Below are 19,305 nucleotides of genomic sequence, written 5' to 3'. Positions count from 1 at the left end.
TATGCAATCGCCACATTATCGTAAGTTTTTGTGCTACAATTCATGACGATTTCATGTTCTTATGGGTTTTGTAAAGTATTGAGTTCTCCTTTAGCTTTTATTAATTTAATTTCAGCCTGTTTATAATCTAATAATGCAGTGGTATAATTCTGTTTTGCATCTGTTAATGCATTTTCAGAATCCAAAACTTCTGTAAGTGTTGCCAAGCCGTACTGATAATTAGATTGTGTATCTTTCTGTACTTTTTCTGCAAGTGTTACGTTGTTTTTCATGCTTTCAATATTGATTAATGAATTTTCAATATTGGTCACTGCATTTTTATATTCAAGGCTAAGCTGAAGCTGTGTATTCTGAATATCCTGATCTAAATCCTGAATATCGATTTCCGCCTGAGCAATTTTAGATTTTGTAGAACCTCCGGTGAAAATCGGAATGTTTATATTCAAACCGATTGCTGAATAGTCGCTCCAGAGAACTCCGTTATTCAGACCATTGGTAAGCGGGAATTTTTTACCCATTCCAGCCCAACCGTAGTTTGCCTGCAAAGCTACCGTCGGATAAAGATATGCCTCAGTTGCTTTTTTGTTGAATACTAAAAGCTCTCTGTTTTTCTGTAAAACTTTAAGCTCAGAACGGCCTTCAAGATTTACGGTTTCAGCCAAAAGCTGAGGCTGAGGTTCGATTGTTTTTTCTTCTAATTCAATTTCAGTATCAATCGGAATTCCCATATAGAATTTCAAAGAATTCTTAGAAAGCTCCACTGCATTCACCAATTGCTGTCTGCTTGAACTGATATTTGTTAACTGAACATTGGTACGATCCAGGTCAATCCCTTTTGCCAAACCATTATCTACCAAGCTTTTAATAACGTTTCTTACTTTTTCGGTGTTTGTGTAACTTACGTTTAAAGTTTTAAGATTTTCTTCCTGTACAAAAACCTGATAGTATGCCGTTGCAACATTTTCAATAATCTGTTCGTTGGTCAACTGAGCATTTAAAACATAAAATTCTCTGGTAGATTTTGCAGCTTTAAGGCCTGTAAAAACTCTTTGATCAAAAATAGTCTGATTTAAAGTTACCACAGCCTGCGATTGCCAAGCCTGTCCCAACTGTGCTCTGATTCTTTCACCGCCAAATTCAAGTAATGACTCCTGAATAACCGGATTGTAAGTAACTCCTGCAGTTGCACCGATCTGTGGTAATGCGCCTGATCTTGCTTCATCAATTTTGTATTCCGCTTTTTTAATCTGTAAAGCCGCTTTTTTAGCTTCAGCTTTATTTTGCAACGCCTGTTTAATGGCTTCCTGCAGAGAAATCTGCTGTTGTGCATAAGCTGATGAAGAGGCCAACATCATAAATGCTGCAGCTACACCAATTTTGAGCTTTTTAGCAGTTATACGTTTTCTGTTCATAATTTTATACTTCGTTTATTTTTTGTTTTCTTTGTTTAAATCTTTTATTCTTAAAGGACGATTCAATTTTTAAATTACTTTAAGATTTATTAATTATTTCTTAAAAAGCATATTTAAAATGATATCTTTTCTCTCTGCAATGAGTTTATCAAACTCTTCGTCCGTGATATTCAAATTTTCCATAAATAAAGGTCTGATAGCACTCGGGAAAACTAATAAGGCAATCATATTCAGTACAAAATGAACGGGTTTCATCGTTTCGATGTTTCCCAATTCCATTTCTTTCTCGATGTCTTTATATAGCTTTTGAAGCTCATCATCTTCGATATCTCTTTTCTGGCAATTTCCTTTATTAATCTGTGAAACGATATACGTTTCCAGGTATGGATACTGAAGACTCGTTGTAAGGCTTTCTTCAATAAACTGTGCAATTTTTTGTTTGAAAGGAAGATCCGAATTCATAATCACTTCAGATTTCTCTCTCTCTACTTTCTGCGCTTCTTCGAAAACAATCTGAACAAGATTATCTCTTGACCTGAAATAGTAATTGATCAGCGTTCTATTGACACCCGCCTCATCAGCAATTTCCTGCGTAGTAGCATCAAATTTACCCTTCACGAAGAACAAATTCTTTGTGGTTTCCTTAATTAACTCTTGGGTTTGGTCTTTTTTTGCTTGATTTGACATTTTTGTTAAACAAATTTGTGCAAATATATATCAAACATTTGTTTTGACAAAATTGTTAAACAAAATAATTAATGATTTTTGAATGATATTTATCACAAAAAAATCCCGAACAATTGTTCGGGATTTCAATTTTATTTGAGAGATTAATTCTATATCAGTCTTATTTTATCTTCCAAAATATCGACGATTTTATCTTTATACAAACCACCTAAAGCTTTCTTGAAGTTCTTTTTACTCATCTGCAATTCATCTTTTATTTCTTCTGGAGAAGATTTATCTGAAAGATGCAGCAAGCCGAAATTTTCTTCTAATTTGTTAAGGATTTTCTGCTTGAATTCATCGATGTTTTCAAAACCCTGCGGCTGAAGAGAAACATCGATTTTACCATCTTCACGAATTTCTTTGATGTAACCTTCTTCTTCAGATAAAGGATACAACTTTTTATAAACATCTGAAGAATAAATTAATCCAATATATTTTTTATTGATCACGACATTCCAGCCCAATTCGCTTTCGTTCATCATCAACAAATCCACTTTATCTCCTTTCTGGAAAGGTAAATCCTGATATTGCGGATTCCTTTTAAATTTCGTTGTCCCGGTGATTAATTCTAAATTTTCATCCACATAAAGGTAAACAAGATATCTTTTACCTTCAATGATTTTAGATTTCTGCTGTTTGTATGGGATAAACAAATCTTTGATAATTCCCCAATCCATAAAAGCACCGCTCGGAAGACTTTGTACACAATTCATTACCGCAAATTCTCCTACTTCAGCCAACGGAATTTCTGTTGTAGCCTTCAGTTTGTTATCATCCTGATAAACGAAAACCTCAACTTCATCGCCTTCTTCTTTTTCATCCTGAATGAAAACTTTAGACAAAAAAGCTTTATCGCCCGTTTCGTCTGTCAAGATCCATCCTGAATTATTTTTTTCTGAAATTTTTAAAGTCTGAGTTTTTCCGAGTTGCATTAATGATAAATTTAGGATGCAAAGGTAAGAAAATAAGTTGGAGCGTTTTCAGGGTTTTTGTGTCGGAGAGTGTTAGAGTAAATGAGTTTTATCTTTAATAAAAAAAATATTGTGTAGATTTTTACCGCAAAAGCAACAAAAGATATGATTGAAAAAAATTACAAAAAATCTACAAATGTAAATGTTCATTTATTTTTGCCAGCTTTTGAACAATATAAATTGTCATAAAGTCTTTTGTTTCTTTTGCGGTTAAAAACAATGAGTAAAAAAACGGAATTAATAAAAATTTTTAATTTTTAGATATATAATCCATCAAATCTCGTCTGCTGCTTTCAAAATCCAGTGCATCGCCAACGATAAAATATTTTTGCTTGTCGACACATTTTGAAAATAGTGATTTGGCCAAAGCAATTTTATTTTTATCAAAACTCAAATCTTTTACCAAAATACTGATCTGTTCCGAAGTAAACATCGCATGACGACCTTGCTGATTGATGAATGCAATTTTCTTATCATCAAACCATGCATCTTTTTTCATGGCAGACATAAATTGCTGGAAAGTCTGATGATCCATCACATTCGGATAATTGATATTACCGTTGTTACCTGAATTTGCATAAGGATTATTCCAAACGTCATTCCAGTTATTAAAACCATAATAATCGTTTTGAATCGGATAAGAATCTAATAAATACAGCCCTTCGTTTGTGAAAAAATCAAGAACCATTCTGCTGTTGTTTCTCACATTTAAAGTTGTTCTGTAAACTAAAAATCCGTTATCATAAATTGAAATAGGAATTCTTCCCGATGGAAGGTCAAAGAATCTGTATCTACCTGAATGAGTAGCAATCATCTGATCTGCCAGTTCAACAGAGAAATGCCCTTGTTCTGGAATTCTCAGAAAAACTTCTGCATAACCGTAATTCTGATTCCACTGATAATTTGTATTCGCATGTCTTTTGTTTTGATTATTCTGATTCGTCGGGTTTCTAAATCCCGAATTTCCGGAATTGTTATTTTGTGAATTTAGTCTTTCTATTTTAGACGATTCCATTTCTCTTTTTGAAGCCTCGTTTTTCAAAAGTTCTCCTGCTTTTCCTGCTTCCTGCGCAAAAAATAATAGCCCGGAAAAGATCGCACAAACTGTAGATATTCTTTTCATAATGATTTCACTTTATAATGAAGTCGTGCTCTATTTTCATGCCAAAAACCGAGAATTTCTATTAAAATAAAGTTTAAAATTCATTGCTTTAACCTTGTTCAAAATATTGAATCCAAGCGAAATTCAAACAAAAAAATCAAAAATCAGTTTTTTATTTTTTCTATTTCAGATTTCATTTTCACCTCCCAGTTTTTTCCGTTTCTTTTGATTAAATAGGGTTTTACAGTTTCCTGATATTTTTCCTGAGCTTTGATATCCATAAAATCTATAATACATCCTGTATTAAAATAAGTCACACCATAATTTTTGTAAATACTGTCAATTTTATTTTCTGTTTCTTCATTATAATCAGAAACAGCAAGTCCACCTGCAAATTTATAGGTCACTTTATCATTTTCAATATCTTTTTTAGCTTGTTTTATATACTCATTTTCAAGTAGTGTAAGTGCTTTTTTTCTTTTAATATATTCTGAGCTTCCATTAAAAACAAGAAATGCTAAAAACAGACAATTCAATATTAAAAAGATACTAAGAAATTTATTTTTAAAATTATATTTTTTGATTTTAACTGATGCAATTAGAGAAGCTAAAAACCCAATTATTAGTAAAATTATTAAAACATATTGTATTTCGTAATCTTTAAAATTTCTGATAAAATCAAAAGGTATTGGGAAATTATAGCTATAAAATATCGCAATACTTGCAACAAATATTAAGGCGATTAAAATAATATTCAGATATAATATTTTTTTCAAAATTTGTTTTTTACAGTTTCACAAATTTATTCTTTAACTAATTTATAAACAATCTTTTGACCAACAAAAAAGACTGCCATCGAATTGAGGCAGTCTTTTTTGTAAATATTTAAATGATTAAATATTTTTAATCAAATCTTACATGTGAAGCGCTCTTTTCCCTGTAGCATCCAAGGCAGCTTCTTTTACAGCTTCTGCATAAGTAGGGTGAGCGTGAGAACTTCTTGCAATATCTTCTGCACTTGCACGGAATTCCATTGCCATTACACCTTCAGCAACCAAATCTGCAGCTCTTGCTCCAATCATATGGAAACCAAGAACCTCATCCGTTTTTTCATCAGCGATAATTTTTACCAAACCATCAACATCTCCACTTGCACGGCTTCTTCCTAAAGCTCTCATTGGGAAAGTTCCGATTTTGTAAGCTACACCTTCCTCTTTCAATTGCTCTTCAGTTTTACCAACTCCGGCAACTTCAGGCCATGTGTAAACAACTCCAGGAATTAAGTTATAATTGATGTGAGGTTTTTGCCCAGCCAAAGTTTCAGCAACAAAAACTCCTTCTTCTTCAGCTTTGTGAGCCAACATTGCTCCTTTGATTACATCTCCGATTGCATAAATATTTGCAACGTTTGTCTGTAAATGATCATTGGTTTTGATTCTTCCTCTTTCGTCTAATTCAACACCTGCTTTTTCAAGAGCAAGACCGTCTGTGAAAGGTCTTCTTCCAACAGAAACCAAACAGTAATCTCCCTCAACCGTAACTTCTTCTCCTTTTTTATCTTTCGCTGTAATTTTTACAGAATCTCCGTTTCTTTCCACTGCTGAAACCGCTGTAGAAAGCATAAACTTCATTCCTTGTTTTTTAAGAACTTTAGTCAATTCCTTGCTTAAAGCTCCATCCATTGTAGGGATGATTTTATCCATAAATTCAACTACAGTAACCTGAGCTCCTAGTCTTAGATAAACTGAACCTAATTCAAGACCGATTACACCACCTCCGATTACTACCAAATGCTTAGGAATTTCTTTTAAATTTAAAGCTTCAGTAGAAGTAATTACTCTTTCTTTATCTAAAGTAATGAAAGGTAAAGATGATGGTTTAGAACCTGTTGCGATAATTGTATATTTAGATTCGATCGTTTCAGAAGAACCGTCGTTTTTAGTCACTTTAATTTGAGTAGCAGATTCAAAGCTTCCAAGACCTTCAAAAACAGTGATTTTGTTTTTATCCATCAAAAAGTTAATACCTTTTGTAGTCTGCTCTACCACTTCATTTTTTCTCGCAATCATTCTTGCAATGTCTGCTTTTGGCTCGTTGATGATAATTCCGTGGTTTTCGAAATTATGTTTTGCATTTTCAAAATGTTCAGAGCTGTCTAAAAGTGCTTTTGAAGGAATACATCCAACGTTAAGACAAGTTCCGCCCAACGTAGAATATTTTTCAATAATTGCTGTTTTGAAACCTAATTGTGCAGCGCGGATAGCCGCTACATAACCTCCAGGACCGGAACCGATTACGGTAACATCAAATTGACTCATTTTATATTTTAATTTATTTATTATTCAGTTGATTAATCCTTACAAATTTACTGATTAATTACCACGCACCCAAGTGAGTTTTATCAAGTTTTTGAGAGTAGGGAGATGGAAGCTTGAAGATGGAAGTTTACTTAATGGAAAACATTTTTAAGTTTAAAATTAATAAGAATATCTTCAATAGATCTCTTGGTTTTAAGCTTAGATTATAAATCAACATTTAATTTTCCTTGCCCAAAATTCCCTGTACTTTCAAAGTAAGAACCACCGTAAATGTACCAGTCAATATTTTCCAGATACTCTACTGCATTTTCAGGAGCCATTGCATTCGCTTCTTTTTTTGAAATAATCCCTCTGTACCATCTTCCGGATTTTGAAAAACTTTCAAATTCAACTTGATATTTAATCCAGATTCTTTGGCAGAGTTTACATTGCAAAAGACTTACATCAGCATATCTTCCGTTTGTTTTATCAATACCTATTAATGATTCTCTGTAATCTGTATGATGAAATTCAGGTTTTTCGCAGATGCATCCCAGCTTTTGAACTTTATTCATGAATGAAAAAATATTTTTTTGAATTTTTACAAGCTCAAATTTAAGAAAATTAAAGATGATTATTTCTTCATCAAATCCAATAAAATTTTCTCATACCGATCTAAAATAATTTCTTTTGAAAATCGCGATTTGATAGAATTTTTTATAGATTCAGCATCATAATCTCTGTGCAGAAGCGTCATGATCTTCTGCGAAAAGTCTTCATGATTTTCTATATCGGCAATCTCACCGTTGGTATTGTGCTGAATAATCTCATTAATTCCTCCCGGACAATTATTCGCTAAGGAATACGTTCCGCAAGCTCCGGCTTCCAACAAAACATTGGGAAAACCTTCATATCTTGAGGAAAGAATAAAAAGATCGGCAAATTTCAGAAACTGATAAGGATTTTCGTGTCTGCCGTGAAAAATAACATTTTTGAGACCTAAAAAATCTTTCATCTGATGAAGAATTTCACGGTCTTTACCATCACCTAAAATATGCAGAAGAATTTTTTCGTTTTTAAGCCTCGAGAAAACTTTCAGCAGATTATCGAAACCTTTTCTGGCGGATAAATTACCTATCGCCACTACATTTTTATAATTGAGTTTAAAACACTCAGGTTTTTGTGAAATCCTAAGTTTGTTTTCAATAAAATCAAAATCTACGGGATTGTTTATTTTAATAATTTTATCCTGTTTAATATTAAAATTACTAATAAGATCTTGCTTCATATCATCGCTTTGCGCAATGATTTGCTGATAATTATTGTAAAAACTGTAGAAAAACTTAATCTCTTTCCTCGTCACATGCTTAGAAACCACATTCGTTTCTCTCGCAATAAATTTTGTACGCGGAAAAAGCTTGATAAATAAAGATAAATAAGCATTTACTTCACCAAAACCTGAAAAAACGATATCAGGTTTCCTTTTGTAAATTTCTTTAAGGATTGGTTTCAGAGAATATCTTATTCTTTCGGTATCAATATCGATAATCTCAACATCTTTTTTAAGAAAATCAAGATAGCCGCCTTGTTTGCGAAGAAGCAAAATCTTAGGCTCAAAACGATCTCTTGAGAGATGATTTGCTATGGTGGTAATGATTCTTTCTGCACCTCCGGTTTCGAGATCCGGCAGAATAAATATGACCGAAATTTTCTTATTCATCCTGAAAAATTAGTTGATGATAAATTTAATCATTTAAAACAACTCAGGAAAATCTTGAGAGTGGTTATTTATGATGTGGTTTACTAAAAATCTATTTCCTTTCTGATCAAAAAATATATACCAAGAAGTATTATTATTTGCTTTATATTTTATAAACTTTTTGCCAAATTTCTGATAAGCCAATGGTGAATTTCTATTGATAGGTCTTGAAATATTACTTTTAATGAAATCATAAATTTTCTCTACAGAATTCAAAGCAGAATTCTCAAAACCAAAATATTCATTCACAAATAAAACTTCAAATAACTTATCAATTTCATTTTCGAATCTATCCTTGTAGACAATTATTTCTTCCAAGGCAAATTTTTAATAAATTCTCTCGTTCTTCTTCTCATTTCATCATGTGGGATTCCTTTCGCAAATCTTTCATCAAAATCATCTTTTACAGCATACTCAGCCTGGGGTTCAGCAACTTTATCAACAGCAGTTTTTTTATTCTTAATTTCAAGTAATTCTGCAATATCTTCAAGATCATTCATCTCTTTGATCCACCGAATAAGCTCTTTTTTCGCTTCATGAATTGGGTTTTCCATTTTGAGCTGATTTAAAATTTAGTTGGCAACGTCGCTGATAAATTTAATTCTCAGCATTCTAACCTCCTCATCAGACAATTCATCACCGAATTCATCCAACAAAACTTTCATGCTGTCGCTTTCAGATTCGTTCATGAATTCCATGAAACCGTCTACAATATCTTCATCAAAATTATCTTCAATGTAATAATCGATATTCAACTTTGTTCCCTGATAAACGATTCGTTCCATTTCTTTCAGAAGATCATCCATCGAAAGATTTTTGGCTTTTGCAATATCTTCCAGATCAATCTTTTTATCGGTGCTCTGGATGATAAAAACTTTATGGCTTGATTTATTGGCAACCTGCTTCAAAACCATATCCTGAGTTCGCTCTATATTGTTATCTTCAACATATTGGGCAATAAAATCAGCGAATTCTTTACCATATTTTTTAGCCTTACCTTCTCCTACTCCGTATATTTTTGCAATTTCGTCAACGGAAACCGGATATTGAACAGTCATATCTTCCAAACTCGGATCCATGAAAACCGTATAAGGTGGAATTCCGTGTTTTTTGGCGACCTTTTTTCTAAGCTCTTTAAGCAGTGTAAATAAATTCTGGTCTAAACCTCCACTCGACTGCATTTGCACCTGATCGCTCTCTGCTTTGGTTTGTGAGAGGTCAAATTCACGGTCTTCAGCAATAAGGAAAGGTTCTTTAAAATCTCCGCTTAAAACTTTTCTCCCTTTTTCTGCGATTTTTAAAACACCGTACGTTTCAATATCTTTTTGTAAAAAATTCTGAACTGTTGCTTGTCTTAAAATTGATTTCCAATAGTTATCGTTTTCAGATTTTCCGAAACCGAAATAAGGATTTTGCTCCAACTTATAGGATTTGGTTACCGCAGTTTCTTTGCCTGTGATCACAGATATTAAATCTTTAGACTTAAATTTCTCCTGCGTATCGTTGATGAGCTCAAGCGCTTTTATAAGATCATTTGTAGAATCTTTCAGCTTTGGAGGATTTGATGAGTTGTCACACATTATAGCTCCCTCACCATTCACAGGATCGAAACTTTCACCAAAATAATACAAAATATACTGTCTTCTGCTCATTGAAGTTTCGGCATAACCAACGACTTCATTCAGAAGCTGCAAACCGATCTCTCTCTCGGAAACAGGCTTTTGAGCCAAAAATTTTTCCAATTTTTCAATATCTTTAGGATCATAGAAGGCAAGACAATATCCTTCTCCGCCATCCCGACCGGCACGACCAGTTTCCTGGTAATAACTTTCCAGAGATTTTGGGAAGTCATAGTGGATTACAAAACGTACATCCGGCTTATCAATCCCCATTCCGAAAGCAATTGTTGCAACGATTACATCAGCTTCTTCCATCAGGAATTTATCCTGATTGGCAACCCTTACTTTCTGATCTAAACCTGCGTGATAAGGGAGTGCATTGATTCCGTTTACCTGAAGAAGCTGTGCAAATTCTTCCACTTTTCTTCGGCTTAAACAGTAAACAATACCTGATTTTCCTTTGTTTTTATTAATGAATTTTACTATTTCCTTATCGATATTGACTTTTGGTCTTACTTCATAAAACAAATTGGCTCTGTTAAAACTTTCTTTGAAAACCAGTGCATTGGTCATTCCTAAAGTTTTCTGGATATCATCCTGTACTTTCGGGGTTGCAGTCGCCGTTAAAGCGATAACAGGAACATCTGCAATTTTATCGATAATCTGTTTTAAATTTCTGTATTCAGGTCGGAAATCGTGTCCCCATTCTGAAATACAGTGCGCCTCATCAATAGCAAAGAACGAAATTTTCACATCTTTAAAAAATTCCAGATAGTCTTCTTTAATTAATGATTCGGGAGCTACATACAATAGCTTTGTTCTTCCACTTTTTATATCATCAAAAACCTGTTTGGTCTGGGTTTTGTTAAGGGATGAATTAAGAACATGGGCAACCCCACTTTCTGAAGATAATCCGTTGACTGCATCTACCTGATTTTTCATCAGCGCAATCAATGGGGAAACGACAATCGCAGTACCCTCAGAAATGAGAGCCGGAAGCTGGTAACAGAGTGATTTACCGCCCCCTGTAGGCATTAGAACGAAAATATCTTTTCCATCTAAGAGATTTTTGATGATCTCTTCCTGCTGTCCTTTGAAAGTAGAAAACCCAAAGTATTTTTTTAATTCGCTCGATAAATTGGCATTTTTTGCGCTCATCTAATTTTGTATTGCTAAATTTGCATCTTATCCAAAGATAAAAAATTTTTAGCTAAAATAAAAACAGTAGATTTTTTTAACACATCTATTTATATTAAATATAAATTGAAATCTTTAAGGATTTGCTTTCTAATTACGATATAACAATGAATAGAGACAGCATCATCTCAATTGCAAAAAATACATTGACCATAGAAATTTCTGAGCTTGAAAAATTGAAAGAAAGAATCGGTGACGAATTTGTAAAAGCAGTAGAAATTATTCATTCCACAAAAGGAAAACTCATCATTGTAGGAATCGGAAAATCGGCTCATGTCGGGAATAAAATCGTTGCAACGCTAAATTCTACGGGTACTCCATCACAATTTTTGCATGCATCGGAAGCCATTCATGGTGATTTGGGTGTGATTCAGAAGCAGGATGTTGTTCTGTGCATTTCTAATTCGGGAAACTCTCCGGAAATTGTCAATTTAATTCCTTATTTAAAAGATTATTCTTCTGCATTGATCGGTATGACCGGAAATCGAAAAAGTAAGCTGGCGGAATTTTCAGATGTAATTTTAGACACTCATGTTGACATGGAAGCCTGCCCGATTAAATTGGCGCCAACAAGCTCTACTACGCTACAGATGGCTCTTGGTGATGCTTTGGGAATTGCTTTAATGGAAATGAATGAATTTAAAGCCAATGATTTTGCCAAATTCCATCCGGGTGGAAGCTTAGGTAAAAACCTGATTTCAAAAGTAGATGATTTTCTTTCTTCCCAGAAACCCGAAGTTACAGAAAATGATACGGTAAAGGATGTTATCATTTCTATAAGCAGCTCACGACACGGAATCACCGTTGTTACAAACGAAAGCAATATTATCGGAGTAATTACAGACGGAGATTTAAGGAGAATGCTGATGAAGGGTGATGATATTTCTAAAGTTCTGGCGAAAGATATTATGTCTGCAAATCCTAAAACGATCGAGAGAAACGCATTGGCAAAAGAAGCGATGAAAATTCTGAAAGACAATAATATCGGACAACTTATTGTAACCGAAAACGGAAAATATTTCGGAATTATTGATCTGCATAAATTACTGGATGAAGGAATTAATTAATTGGAGATACGTGTTTTATAATAGTAAATCAATAGAATTAAATTAATAACTCGAAACTTGTAGCTCGAATCACGAATAACAAACTTTTTCTCTAAATTTGAAACTTTAAAAAATTATCTGTGAGCGAAGATAAAGACATGTCTTTTTGGGGACATATTGGCGAATTGAGAGGTCATTTGATCCGCTCTATTATTGCAATCATTGTGGCTGCGATTTTGGTTGGTTTTAATATCAACTGGATTATGGATCATATTTTCTTTGGGCCGACCCGAAACGATTTCCCGACTTTCAAACTGGTGAATGATTTTTCAAGATGGCTTTTGGGTGAAGACAGCATTACCTTGCCTGATGAATTTCCGGTGCGTGTGCAAAGGCTTTACCAACAGTTTAATGTAATGATGGCGGTTTCTATTTTTGGTGGAATTGTCGCTGCTTTTCCTTACATTGTATGGGAATTATGGCGATTTATCAGTCCGGCTTTGCATCCGAATGAAAGAAAGAACTCAATTTTCATTATTAATTCGGTTTGGATTTTATTCATGACCGGAGTTTTATGCGGATATTTCCTGATTTTACCTTTTGCAGTCAATTTTGGGGTTATCTTTAAAATTTCAGATATTATTATTCCACTGTACGATTTGAGTGATTATACTACACTGTTTCTGCAGGTGGTTTTGGGAATGGGCGTTGTATTTTTATTTCCGGTTCTTATTTATTTCCTAACCAACATCGGAATTCTCAATCCTAAATTCATGAAAACATATCGAAGGCATGCTATTGTTTTGATAATGGTGGTTGCTGCAATTATTACTCCTGCAGATGTTTTAAGCATGATTATGGCGGCTTTACCATTACTTTTATTATATGAATTCAGTATCATAATGTGTGGTTACACCTACAAAAAAGTTCAGAAAAGAGAAGCTGCGGTGCAGAAAGTTTAGCATTACTTTTCACTTCAATAAACAGTTTACGGCGCAAAAATCTTCGATTTTTGCGCCGTAAACATTAACATCATTAATAAAACTCGATTATTATTAATAATATTCTTTAATTTTGACGAAAGTCTAATTTCATCACCAAATGAAAAAAATTTCACACTCGCTTTTATTGATTTCCTGCATTGCTTTCGGACAGTTTTTTGAGCAGAATAAAACATTTACCAAAGAAGATACTTTAAAAGGTTCAAATACCCAATTCCGAAATTTTTGGGATGTAAAAAAATATGATTTGTCTGTAGAACCAGATTTCGAACAGAAAAGCATTAAAGGAAACAATATCATTAGTTTTGAAATTCTAAAAGACATAAAAAATCCTATTTTTCAGATTGATCTGCAACAACCTATGAAAGCAGATAAAATTAAATGCAGCTTTCCCACAATCGGTAATTTTAAAAGAGAGGGAGATTTTATTTTCATATCTGCCAATACATCTTTTAAAAAAGGAGAAAAATATACAATTGATGTAATGTATTCCGGGAATCCCGTCATTGCTAAAAATGCACCTTGGGACGGAGGCTGGATTTTTAAAAACGATGAAAAAGAAAATCCGTGGATAAGTGTTGCCGACGAAGGGATTGGAGCATCTGTCTGGTTACCAACCAAAGACATCTGGAGTGATGAACCCGATTCGGGGATTGTAATAAAAATTATTACTCCTAAAGATTTAGTTGGTGTCGGAAACGGAAGATTAATCAATCAGAAAACAGAAAATAACAAGAACATTTTTACGTGGGAAGTTAAAAATCCGATCAATGCATATTCTATCATTCCAAGTATTGGAAAATATGTGAATTTTAAAGATTCTTATGAAGGAGAAAAAGGAAAATTAGACCTTGACTATTGGGTTTTAGACTATAATTTAGATAAAGCAAAAAAACAGTTTCAGCAGGTAAAACCGATGTTGAAATCTTTTGAATATTGGTTCGGACCGTATCCATTTTATGAAGATTCTTACAAATTGGTTGAATCTCCGCACTTGGGAATGGAGCATCAAAGTAATGTTGCCTATGGAAATGGGTATCAGAATGGGTATTTGGGAAGAGATCTTTCAGAAACAGGTGTCGGATTACAATGGGATTTCATCATCATTCATGAAAGCGGACACGAATGGTTTGCCAACAGTATTACCGCAAAAGATCAGGCAGATATGTGGATTCATGAAGCATTTACCAATTATTCTGAAGTTCTTTTCTCAGAAAGCTATATCCACAAAAAGGCAGGGGATCTGTATGCGCAGGGAATTCAAAACAATATATTAAATGATGTTCCTATCATCGGGAAATATGGCGTGAGAAACGAAGGAAGTGGCGATATGTACGCAAAGGGTGCAAGTATGGTTCACACAATGCGACAAATCATCAATGATGATGTAAAATTCAGACACATTCTGAGAGGTTTGAATAAAGATTTTTATCATCAGACCGTTACAACCGAACAAGTGGAGAAATACATTTCCGAGAAGGCTGGATTTGATTTTTCGACTGTTTTCAATCAATATTTAAGAACTGTTGACGTTCCTGTTTTGGAATATTCTCAGAACGGAAATGAACTAAAATACCGCTATACCAATGTGGTAAAAAATCTGAATCTTCCGATAAGATTTGCTGATGAGATAATTTCTCCGACTGAATCATGGCAAAGCTTAAAGCTTAAAAATTCAAATCCGGTATGGTTTAACAAGAATTATTATATCAGATATAAGAAAGTTAACTAAAACACATATGAAATTAAAGTTTTTATCATCAATTATTATATTGAATTTCTTTTTTACTTGTAATGCACAAAAGAAACATGAGAAAGTAAATACAAAATTTAATGAAAGCTATTCATTAAGCCGCAAAAAATTTCATGGTAAATTAGATTCTGAGCAATTAATACAAATCAGAACTTTAATTGTTAATGAGTTAAAAGTAGAAATTGATGAAAAAAAATCAGTGCTTATTAATTTTTACCAGTATGGAAAAAATTGTTATGAATATGGTCTCATTGAGAAAGATGCCCAAACAGTGATTGACAATTCTATTAATATTTCATCACGAATGAGTAAAAAATATGATGCGACTGACTTTTTCGTCTTCACAGAAGAATCATTGAACAAAGAAAGGTTTGAAAAAAGAAAAAATTTCATTCAGGATTCTGGCTTTTTCGATCAAACTGTTTTTAATCTGAAAGAAAATTGTAGAGCATTTTTCATTCTAAAGCCAAACGGAGAATTTTTGAAGTATTACGGTTCTGACTACTTTACTGAAGTAGAAAATTTTTTAAAGAAAAAATAATTTTTCATAGAAACTTCTGTAACAAATTCAATTTAATGTCAACTACTTATCTATAAATTAAACCTAATGAAAAAAATAGCAATAAGCTTAGGAATTCTGGCTGTAGCTTTCGTTCAGGCACAGTCGATCAAAACAAACATTGATCTGGTCAATGTAAAAGACGATAAAGTTGCCGTAACGATGGAATTTCCGAAAATGAAATCAAATGATGTGAAGTTTCATTTTCCAAAAACGGTTCCCGGAACATATTCTGTAGATGATTACGGAAGATTTGTAGAAGGAATAAAATTTTTAGATAACAAAGGAAAAGAGCTGGCTTTTACCAAAGTAAATGACAATACCTATTCATTGAAAAACGCAAAAGCTTTAACCAAAATCACGTATTTCGTTAACGACAGTTTTGACGAAGAAAACGAAACAGATAAACATAAAGCCGTATTTTCTCCTTCCGGAACTGACATCGAGGAAGGGAAAGTTTATTTAATCAATACCCATGGTTTTGTAGGTTATATCGACAATATGCAGGATGTTCCGTATCAGTTGGTGATTCAGAAGCCTAATGATTTCTATGGAACGACAGCTTTGGTTGATCAGGATAAATCTGAAGCAACAGATACTTTCACATTAGCGAACTATGCTAAACTGACAGATTCTCCATTAATGTATTCAAAACCCGATTATATCACCTTCAACGCTGGAGGAATGGATTTGGTTTTGGGCGTTTATTCACCGACCGGAAAATATAAAGCGGCAGATTTTAAAGATAATTTAGAAAAAATGGTGGTTGCTCAGAAGAAATTTTTGGGAGACATGAATACCAATAAAAAATATGCGATCATGCTTTATCTTGCAGGAACTCAAGGTCCGCAGATCAAAGGTTTCGGAGCATTGGAACATCATGAATCGACAAGTGTTGTTCTGCATGAGATGATGCCGAAAGAAGCCATTGATGAATCGATCGTAGACGTAGTTTCTCACGAGTTTTTTCATACGGTAAATCCTTTAAAGACGCATTCTGAAGAAATTCATTATTTCGATTATGCAGATCCGAAAATGTCTCAGCATCTTTGGATGTATGAAGGCGGAACCGAATATTTTGCCAACTTATTCCAGATTCAGGAAGGTTTGATTACCAAAGATCAGTTTTTACAGAGAATCAGTGACAAAATCAAAAACTCTAAAAGCTATAATGATACCATGCCTTTTACGGTGATGAGTAAAAACATTCTTCAGGATCAGTATAAAGATCAGTACAGAAATGTTTATGAAAAAGGAGCACTTCTTACCATGTGTCTTGATATTGAGCTGAGAAAATTATCAAACGGAGAAATGGGGTATCGTGATATGATCCGAAAACTGTCTCAAAGATTTGGTGAAAATAAACCATTTAAAGATGATAAATTAATTGATGAACTGGTAACCATTACAGGATATCCGCAGGTAAAAGATTTTTATAACAAATATATTGCAGGAAGTCAGCCGACTCCGTATGCAGAATACCTGAGTCAGGTAGGTGTTGAAATCAGCAAGCAGGAAACGCCGCCGATTTTCTGGTTTATAAAAGATCCTACCCAAACAGGCTATAACGAGAAAAATAATGCTTTTGTATTTGATGAGCATTCTGCACTTTCTCCTTTTTCGAAAAGCATAGGGTATAAAATTACAGATGAAGTAGTTGCTTTAGACGGAAAAACAATTAACATTCAGAATGCACAGGAATTTATTGCCTACGCGCAATCGATCAAAGAAGGACAAAACGTTACAGTAACCGTTCTTCGTAAAAATGGTGATAAAATGGATAAAATTGATTTGAAAGGAAAAGCAATTTTAGATAAAATGACGATGGAAACACTTCAGTTTAAAGCCAATCCTACTCGTGCAGAGCAAAAACTTCAGGATCAGTGGTTAACTGGAAAAAAGTAAGTTAATTTAAGTTGTTGATCGTTTTTGGTTGATAGTTGATGTTTGACATCCTATGTAAAAATCAAAAATTATATTATTCAAAGAATTTAAAATAAAAACAAGCGAGGAAAAATTTCCTCGCTTGTTTTATTATGAATGAGATTTTACAGTTTCTGAAAAAATTTAATAGTCTATTTTTATATGTTGAATCAAATTAATCTAAAAACTAACAACTAAAACCCAACAACTAATTATACAATTCCGGCTCTATAGAATTATTGTTCTTTTTGAAGCCTTCTTTTGCATTCTTTTCCATTTCTCTGAATACCTGATTCGGGTCTGAAATTTCTCTTCCATCCGTAGTTTTTGTTTTAAATACAATTCTGTTGGTGTCCGAATTTTTCGACATCATTTCGCGCATATTCTTTGTAGGATCATTTTTGTAGGCTTTCCAAACTTTTTTGAACTGGGCTTTATTGATCTCGATTTCCTTTCCTCCCATTCCATAAAGCTGAATTCCCTGAGGAAGATCGAGTTCCTTTGTTACCGTAGACTGAATGGTTTTATTCCCGACAAGCGTCATAGAATGCGAACCTGTTTTGTCTTCAATTTTAACAATTAGTCCCGGAAGTCCGTAAAATTTATAAGGTCCATCCTGGAAAGGTAAATCTGTAGAAAACCACGCCGTCCATTCTCTTCCACCATATTTTGTAGTTGCTTTTTGGGCATTATACTCTCCTATTTTCTGTTTGTCGGGAAGAATTTTCCATTCCGGTTTTTTATCTTCTTCTACTTTATAGCTATCGGAAGAAATATTTGTAAACAGGTGGGTTTTGAAATCAGGATACTCTTTTGTAACCTTATAATTCACCTGTCCCGGTTTATCTCTTCTGTTCATGCTGATATTATTCGGACTTAATTTCAGCTGCTTCTCCAGATCGGCCCGGGAAGTAGAGTCAGCTATGAATTTTTGCTGACCGTAATATTTTGAGCCTGTTTTATCAATATCCAGAAGCATTACCTCATTCAGAACTTTGGATCTGTCGGTAGAGTCCGGAATGAATTTGTAATCGTAGAAAAACCTATTTTGCGCAAAAACACAAAAACCGATCATCAAAGACATTAGTAATGATATTTTTTTCATCTTATTTCGTTGTATTAAGTTCTATTCTGTTATTATCCTTTTTTATACTGGCTTTTAGCCGTTCTTCCTGACCTTTCATTTGACTACCTGTGCCATCTTTCATAATCATGGTCATTCCACCCATCTGCATTTGCTTTAAACCTTTGGTAGGATCATTTTCATAGTCTTTTATCAGTTTATCGTATTGTTTTAAATTGATTGCAATTTCTTTTGAGTCGAAAACATCATTCGGAATCGAATCAATATTTTTGATCCCCTGTAAAGTGAAAACATGAGATTTTTTCTGATCTTCCAGTTTTACAATCAACCCCGGAAGCCCGCGGAATTTATAAGGTCCGTCCTGAATGGGAATTTCCGCTGTAAACCAGGCAATCCAGTGTCTTCCGGCAAAATCGGCTTCGGCTTTCTGTACATTCCATTCTCCAAATTTCTGTTTGTCTGAACTGATTTTCCAATTAATAGGTCTATCATCTGCAATTCTGTATTTATCCATTAAAAGTCTGTTGTGAAGAAAGATTTCATATTTAGGATATTTTTTAGATACCGTGTATCTTACCAAGCCTTTTCTGGAATCAGCTTTAATATTGATCATTCCCGTTGCAGCCAATTGTTTTTCTAAATCGATTTTGGCAATAGAATCCGAATGATAAACCGTGTAGCTGTAAAATTTAGAGCCTGAAGGTGAAGTATCGAGATTCATCATTTCAGTTTTCACCTCTGAAACATTGGTTGAGTCGGGAATAAACTTATATTCGTAAGTAAAACGTTTATTCTGCGCCTGCGTTCCGATGCTAATTAGGAATATAGTAAAAATGGTTATTAGTTTCATTAA

At 33.7% G+C, this 19,305-nt stretch carries 18 protein-coding genes; 5 read left to right on the top strand and 13 right to left on the bottom strand.

What is annotated here, in order from left to right:
- Positions 1–59: 59 nt before the first annotated feature.
- The 11 genes from BM371_RS03070 to recQ form a co-directional block, all read right to left on the bottom strand.
- Positions 60–1,412 carry a TolC family protein gene (locus BM371_RS03070; protein WP_034675694.1) on the bottom strand — a complete coding sequence of 451 codons (1,353 nt, stop codon included), beginning with the start codon at positions 1,410–1,412 and terminating at the stop codon, positions 60–62.
- A gap of 93 nt (positions 1,413–1,505) precedes the next feature.
- The gene (locus BM371_RS03065; protein ID WP_034675691.1) at positions 1,506–2,099 is read right to left on the bottom strand and encodes a TetR/AcrR family transcriptional regulator; all 594 of its coding nucleotides are present in this window, start codon (positions 2,097–2,099) and stop codon (positions 1,506–1,508) included.
- A 149-nt stretch (positions 2,100–2,248) separates the two neighbouring features.
- A complete protein-coding gene (locus tag BM371_RS03060) occupies positions 2,249–3,073 on the bottom strand; it encodes a CvfB family protein (RefSeq protein ID WP_034675688.1) in 825 nt (274 codons plus the stop codon).
- Positions 3,074–3,362: 289 nt separating this feature from the next.
- The gene (locus BM371_RS03055) at positions 3,363–4,235 is read right to left on the bottom strand and encodes a DUF4476 domain-containing protein (protein WP_051882751.1); all 873 of its coding nucleotides are present in this window, start codon (positions 4,233–4,235) and stop codon (positions 3,363–3,365) included.
- A gap of 143 nt (positions 4,236–4,378) precedes the next feature.
- Entirely contained in the window at positions 4,379–4,990 is a 612-nt protein-coding gene (locus BM371_RS20480) for an FEKKY domain-containing protein (RefSeq protein WP_051882749.1), read from the bottom strand.
- A 138-nt stretch (positions 4,991–5,128) separates the two neighbouring features.
- Positions 5,129–6,532, bottom strand: a complete 1,404-nt coding sequence (gene lpdA, locus BM371_RS03045) for a dihydrolipoyl dehydrogenase (RefSeq protein ID WP_034675685.1) — start codon at positions 6,530–6,532, stop codon at positions 5,129–5,131.
- 203 nt (positions 6,533–6,735) lie between these two features.
- Positions 6,736–7,086, bottom strand: a complete 351-nt coding sequence (locus BM371_RS03040; protein WP_034675682.1) for a hypothetical protein — start codon at positions 7,084–7,086, stop codon at positions 6,736–6,738.
- Between the two features lie 59 nt (positions 7,087–7,145).
- Entirely contained in the window at positions 7,146–8,231 is a 1,086-nt protein-coding gene (locus BM371_RS03035; RefSeq protein ID WP_034675679.1) for a glycosyltransferase, read from the bottom strand.
- A 33-nt stretch (positions 8,232–8,264) separates the two neighbouring features.
- A complete protein-coding gene (locus BM371_RS03030) occupies positions 8,265–8,588 on the bottom strand; it encodes a hypothetical protein (protein WP_034675677.1) in 324 nt (107 codons plus the stop codon).
- Positions 8,576–8,824, bottom strand: a complete 249-nt coding sequence (locus tag BM371_RS03025; RefSeq protein WP_034675675.1) for a hypothetical protein — start codon at positions 8,822–8,824, stop codon at positions 8,576–8,578. The genes BM371_RS03030 and BM371_RS03025 overlap by 13 nt, the downstream gene beginning before the upstream one ends.
- An 18-nt stretch (positions 8,825–8,842) precedes the next feature.
- Positions 8,843–11,047: a DNA helicase RecQ gene (recQ, locus tag BM371_RS03020; RefSeq protein ID WP_034675673.1), complete on the bottom strand. Its 2,205-nt coding sequence runs from the start codon at positions 11,045–11,047 to the stop codon at positions 8,843–8,845.
- A gap of 146 nt (positions 11,048–11,193) precedes the next feature.
- On the opposite strand from recQ, the gene BM371_RS03015 reads away from it, so the two are divergent.
- The 5 genes from BM371_RS03015 to BM371_RS02995 all read left to right on the top strand — a co-directional run bounded on the left by BM371_RS03015 (position 11,194) and on the right by BM371_RS02995 (position 17,350).
- Positions 11,194–12,153: a KpsF/GutQ family sugar-phosphate isomerase gene (locus BM371_RS03015; RefSeq protein ID WP_034675670.1), complete on the top strand. Its 960-nt coding sequence runs from the start codon at positions 11,194–11,196 to the stop codon at positions 12,151–12,153.
- A 119-nt stretch (positions 12,154–12,272) separates the two neighbouring features.
- Positions 12,273–13,094 carry a twin-arginine translocase subunit TatC gene (tatC, locus tag BM371_RS03010; RefSeq protein ID WP_177225339.1) on the top strand — a complete coding sequence of 274 codons (822 nt, stop codon included), beginning with the start codon at positions 12,273–12,275 and terminating at the stop codon, positions 13,092–13,094.
- Positions 13,095–13,233: 139 nt separating this feature from the next.
- Positions 13,234–14,865: a M1 family metallopeptidase gene (locus BM371_RS03005; RefSeq protein WP_034675667.1), complete on the top strand. Its 1,632-nt coding sequence runs from the start codon at positions 13,234–13,236 to the stop codon at positions 14,863–14,865.
- A 7-nt stretch (positions 14,866–14,872) separates the two neighbouring features.
- Positions 14,873–15,427 carry a hypothetical protein gene (locus tag BM371_RS03000; RefSeq protein ID WP_123947064.1) on the top strand — a complete coding sequence of 185 codons (555 nt, stop codon included), beginning with the start codon at positions 14,873–14,875 and terminating at the stop codon, positions 15,425–15,427.
- 66 nt (positions 15,428–15,493) lie between these two features.
- Positions 15,494–17,350 (top strand): M61 family metallopeptidase, encoded by a 1,857-nt coding sequence (locus BM371_RS02995; RefSeq protein ID WP_034675663.1) that lies wholly within the window; start codon positions 15,494–15,496, stop codon positions 17,348–17,350.
- Between the two features lie 226 nt (positions 17,351–17,576).
- Here BM371_RS02995 and BM371_RS02990 read toward each other — a convergent pair whose 3' ends face one another.
- Positions 17,577–18,473: a GLPGLI family protein gene (locus BM371_RS02990; protein WP_034675662.1), complete on the bottom strand. Its 897-nt coding sequence runs from the start codon at positions 18,471–18,473 to the stop codon at positions 17,577–17,579.
- A 1-nt stretch (position 18,474) separates the two neighbouring features.
- On the bottom strand, positions 18,475–19,302 hold the full coding sequence (locus tag BM371_RS02985; RefSeq protein ID WP_034675660.1) for a GLPGLI family protein: 828 nt from the start codon (positions 19,300–19,302) through the stop codon (positions 18,475–18,477).
- Positions 19,303–19,305 lie beyond the last annotated feature (3 nt).

Source organism: Chryseobacterium formosense (assembly GCF_900116415.1).
GTDB classification, from domain to species: Bacteria; Bacteroidota; Bacteroidia; order Flavobacteriales; family Weeksellaceae; genus Chryseobacterium; species Chryseobacterium formosense.
This window is presented reverse-complemented; position numbering and strand designations above follow the sequence as displayed.

Bases quoted from the DNA above. Each gene is read 5' to 3' on its own strand.
- BM371_RS03070 (WP_034675694.1), bottom strand. From the start codon at position 1,412: ATGAACAGAAAACGTATAACTGCTAAAAAGCTCAAAATTGGTGTAGCT.
- BM371_RS03065 (WP_034675691.1), bottom strand. From the start codon at position 2,099: ATGTCAAATCAAGCAAAAAAAGACCAAACCCAAGAGTTAATTAAGGAA.
- BM371_RS03060 (WP_034675688.1), bottom strand. From the start codon at position 3,073: ATGCAACTCGGAAAAACTCAGACTTTAAAAATTTCAGAAAAAAATAAT.
- BM371_RS03055 (WP_051882751.1), bottom strand. From the start codon at position 4,235: ATGAAAAGAATATCTACAGTTTGTGCGATCTTTTCCGGGCTATTATTT.
- lpdA (WP_034675685.1), bottom strand. From the start codon at position 6,532: ATGAGTCAATTTGATGTTACCGTAATCGGTTCCGGTCCTGGAGGTTAT.
- BM371_RS03040 (WP_034675682.1), bottom strand. From the start codon at position 7,086: ATGAATAAAGTTCAAAAGCTGGGATGCATCTGCGAAAAACCTGAATTT.
- BM371_RS03035 (WP_034675679.1), bottom strand. From the start codon at position 8,231: ATGAATAAGAAAATTTCGGTCATATTTATTCTGCCGGATCTCGAAACC.
- BM371_RS03025 (WP_034675675.1), bottom strand. From the start codon at position 8,824: ATGGAAAACCCAATTCATGAAGCGAAAAAAGAGCTTATTCGGTGGATC.
- recQ (WP_034675673.1), bottom strand. From the start codon at position 11,047: ATGAGCGCAAAAAATGCCAATTTATCGAGCGAATTAAAAAAATACTTT.
- BM371_RS03015 (WP_034675670.1), top strand. From the start codon at position 11,194: ATGAATAGAGACAGCATCATCTCAATTGCAAAAAATACATTGACCATA.
- BM371_RS03005 (WP_034675667.1), top strand. From the start codon at position 13,234: ATGAAAAAAATTTCACACTCGCTTTTATTGATTTCCTGCATTGCTTTC.
- BM371_RS03000 (WP_123947064.1), top strand. From the start codon at position 14,873: ATGAAATTAAAGTTTTTATCATCAATTATTATATTGAATTTCTTTTTT.
- BM371_RS02995 (WP_034675663.1), top strand. From the start codon at position 15,494: ATGAAAAAAATAGCAATAAGCTTAGGAATTCTGGCTGTAGCTTTCGTT.
- BM371_RS02990 (WP_034675662.1), bottom strand. From the start codon at position 18,473: ATGAAAAAAATATCATTACTAATGTCTTTGATGATCGGTTTTTGTGTT.
- BM371_RS02985 (WP_034675660.1), bottom strand. From the start codon at position 19,302: ATGAAACTAATAACCATTTTTACTATATTCCTAATTAGCATCGGAACG.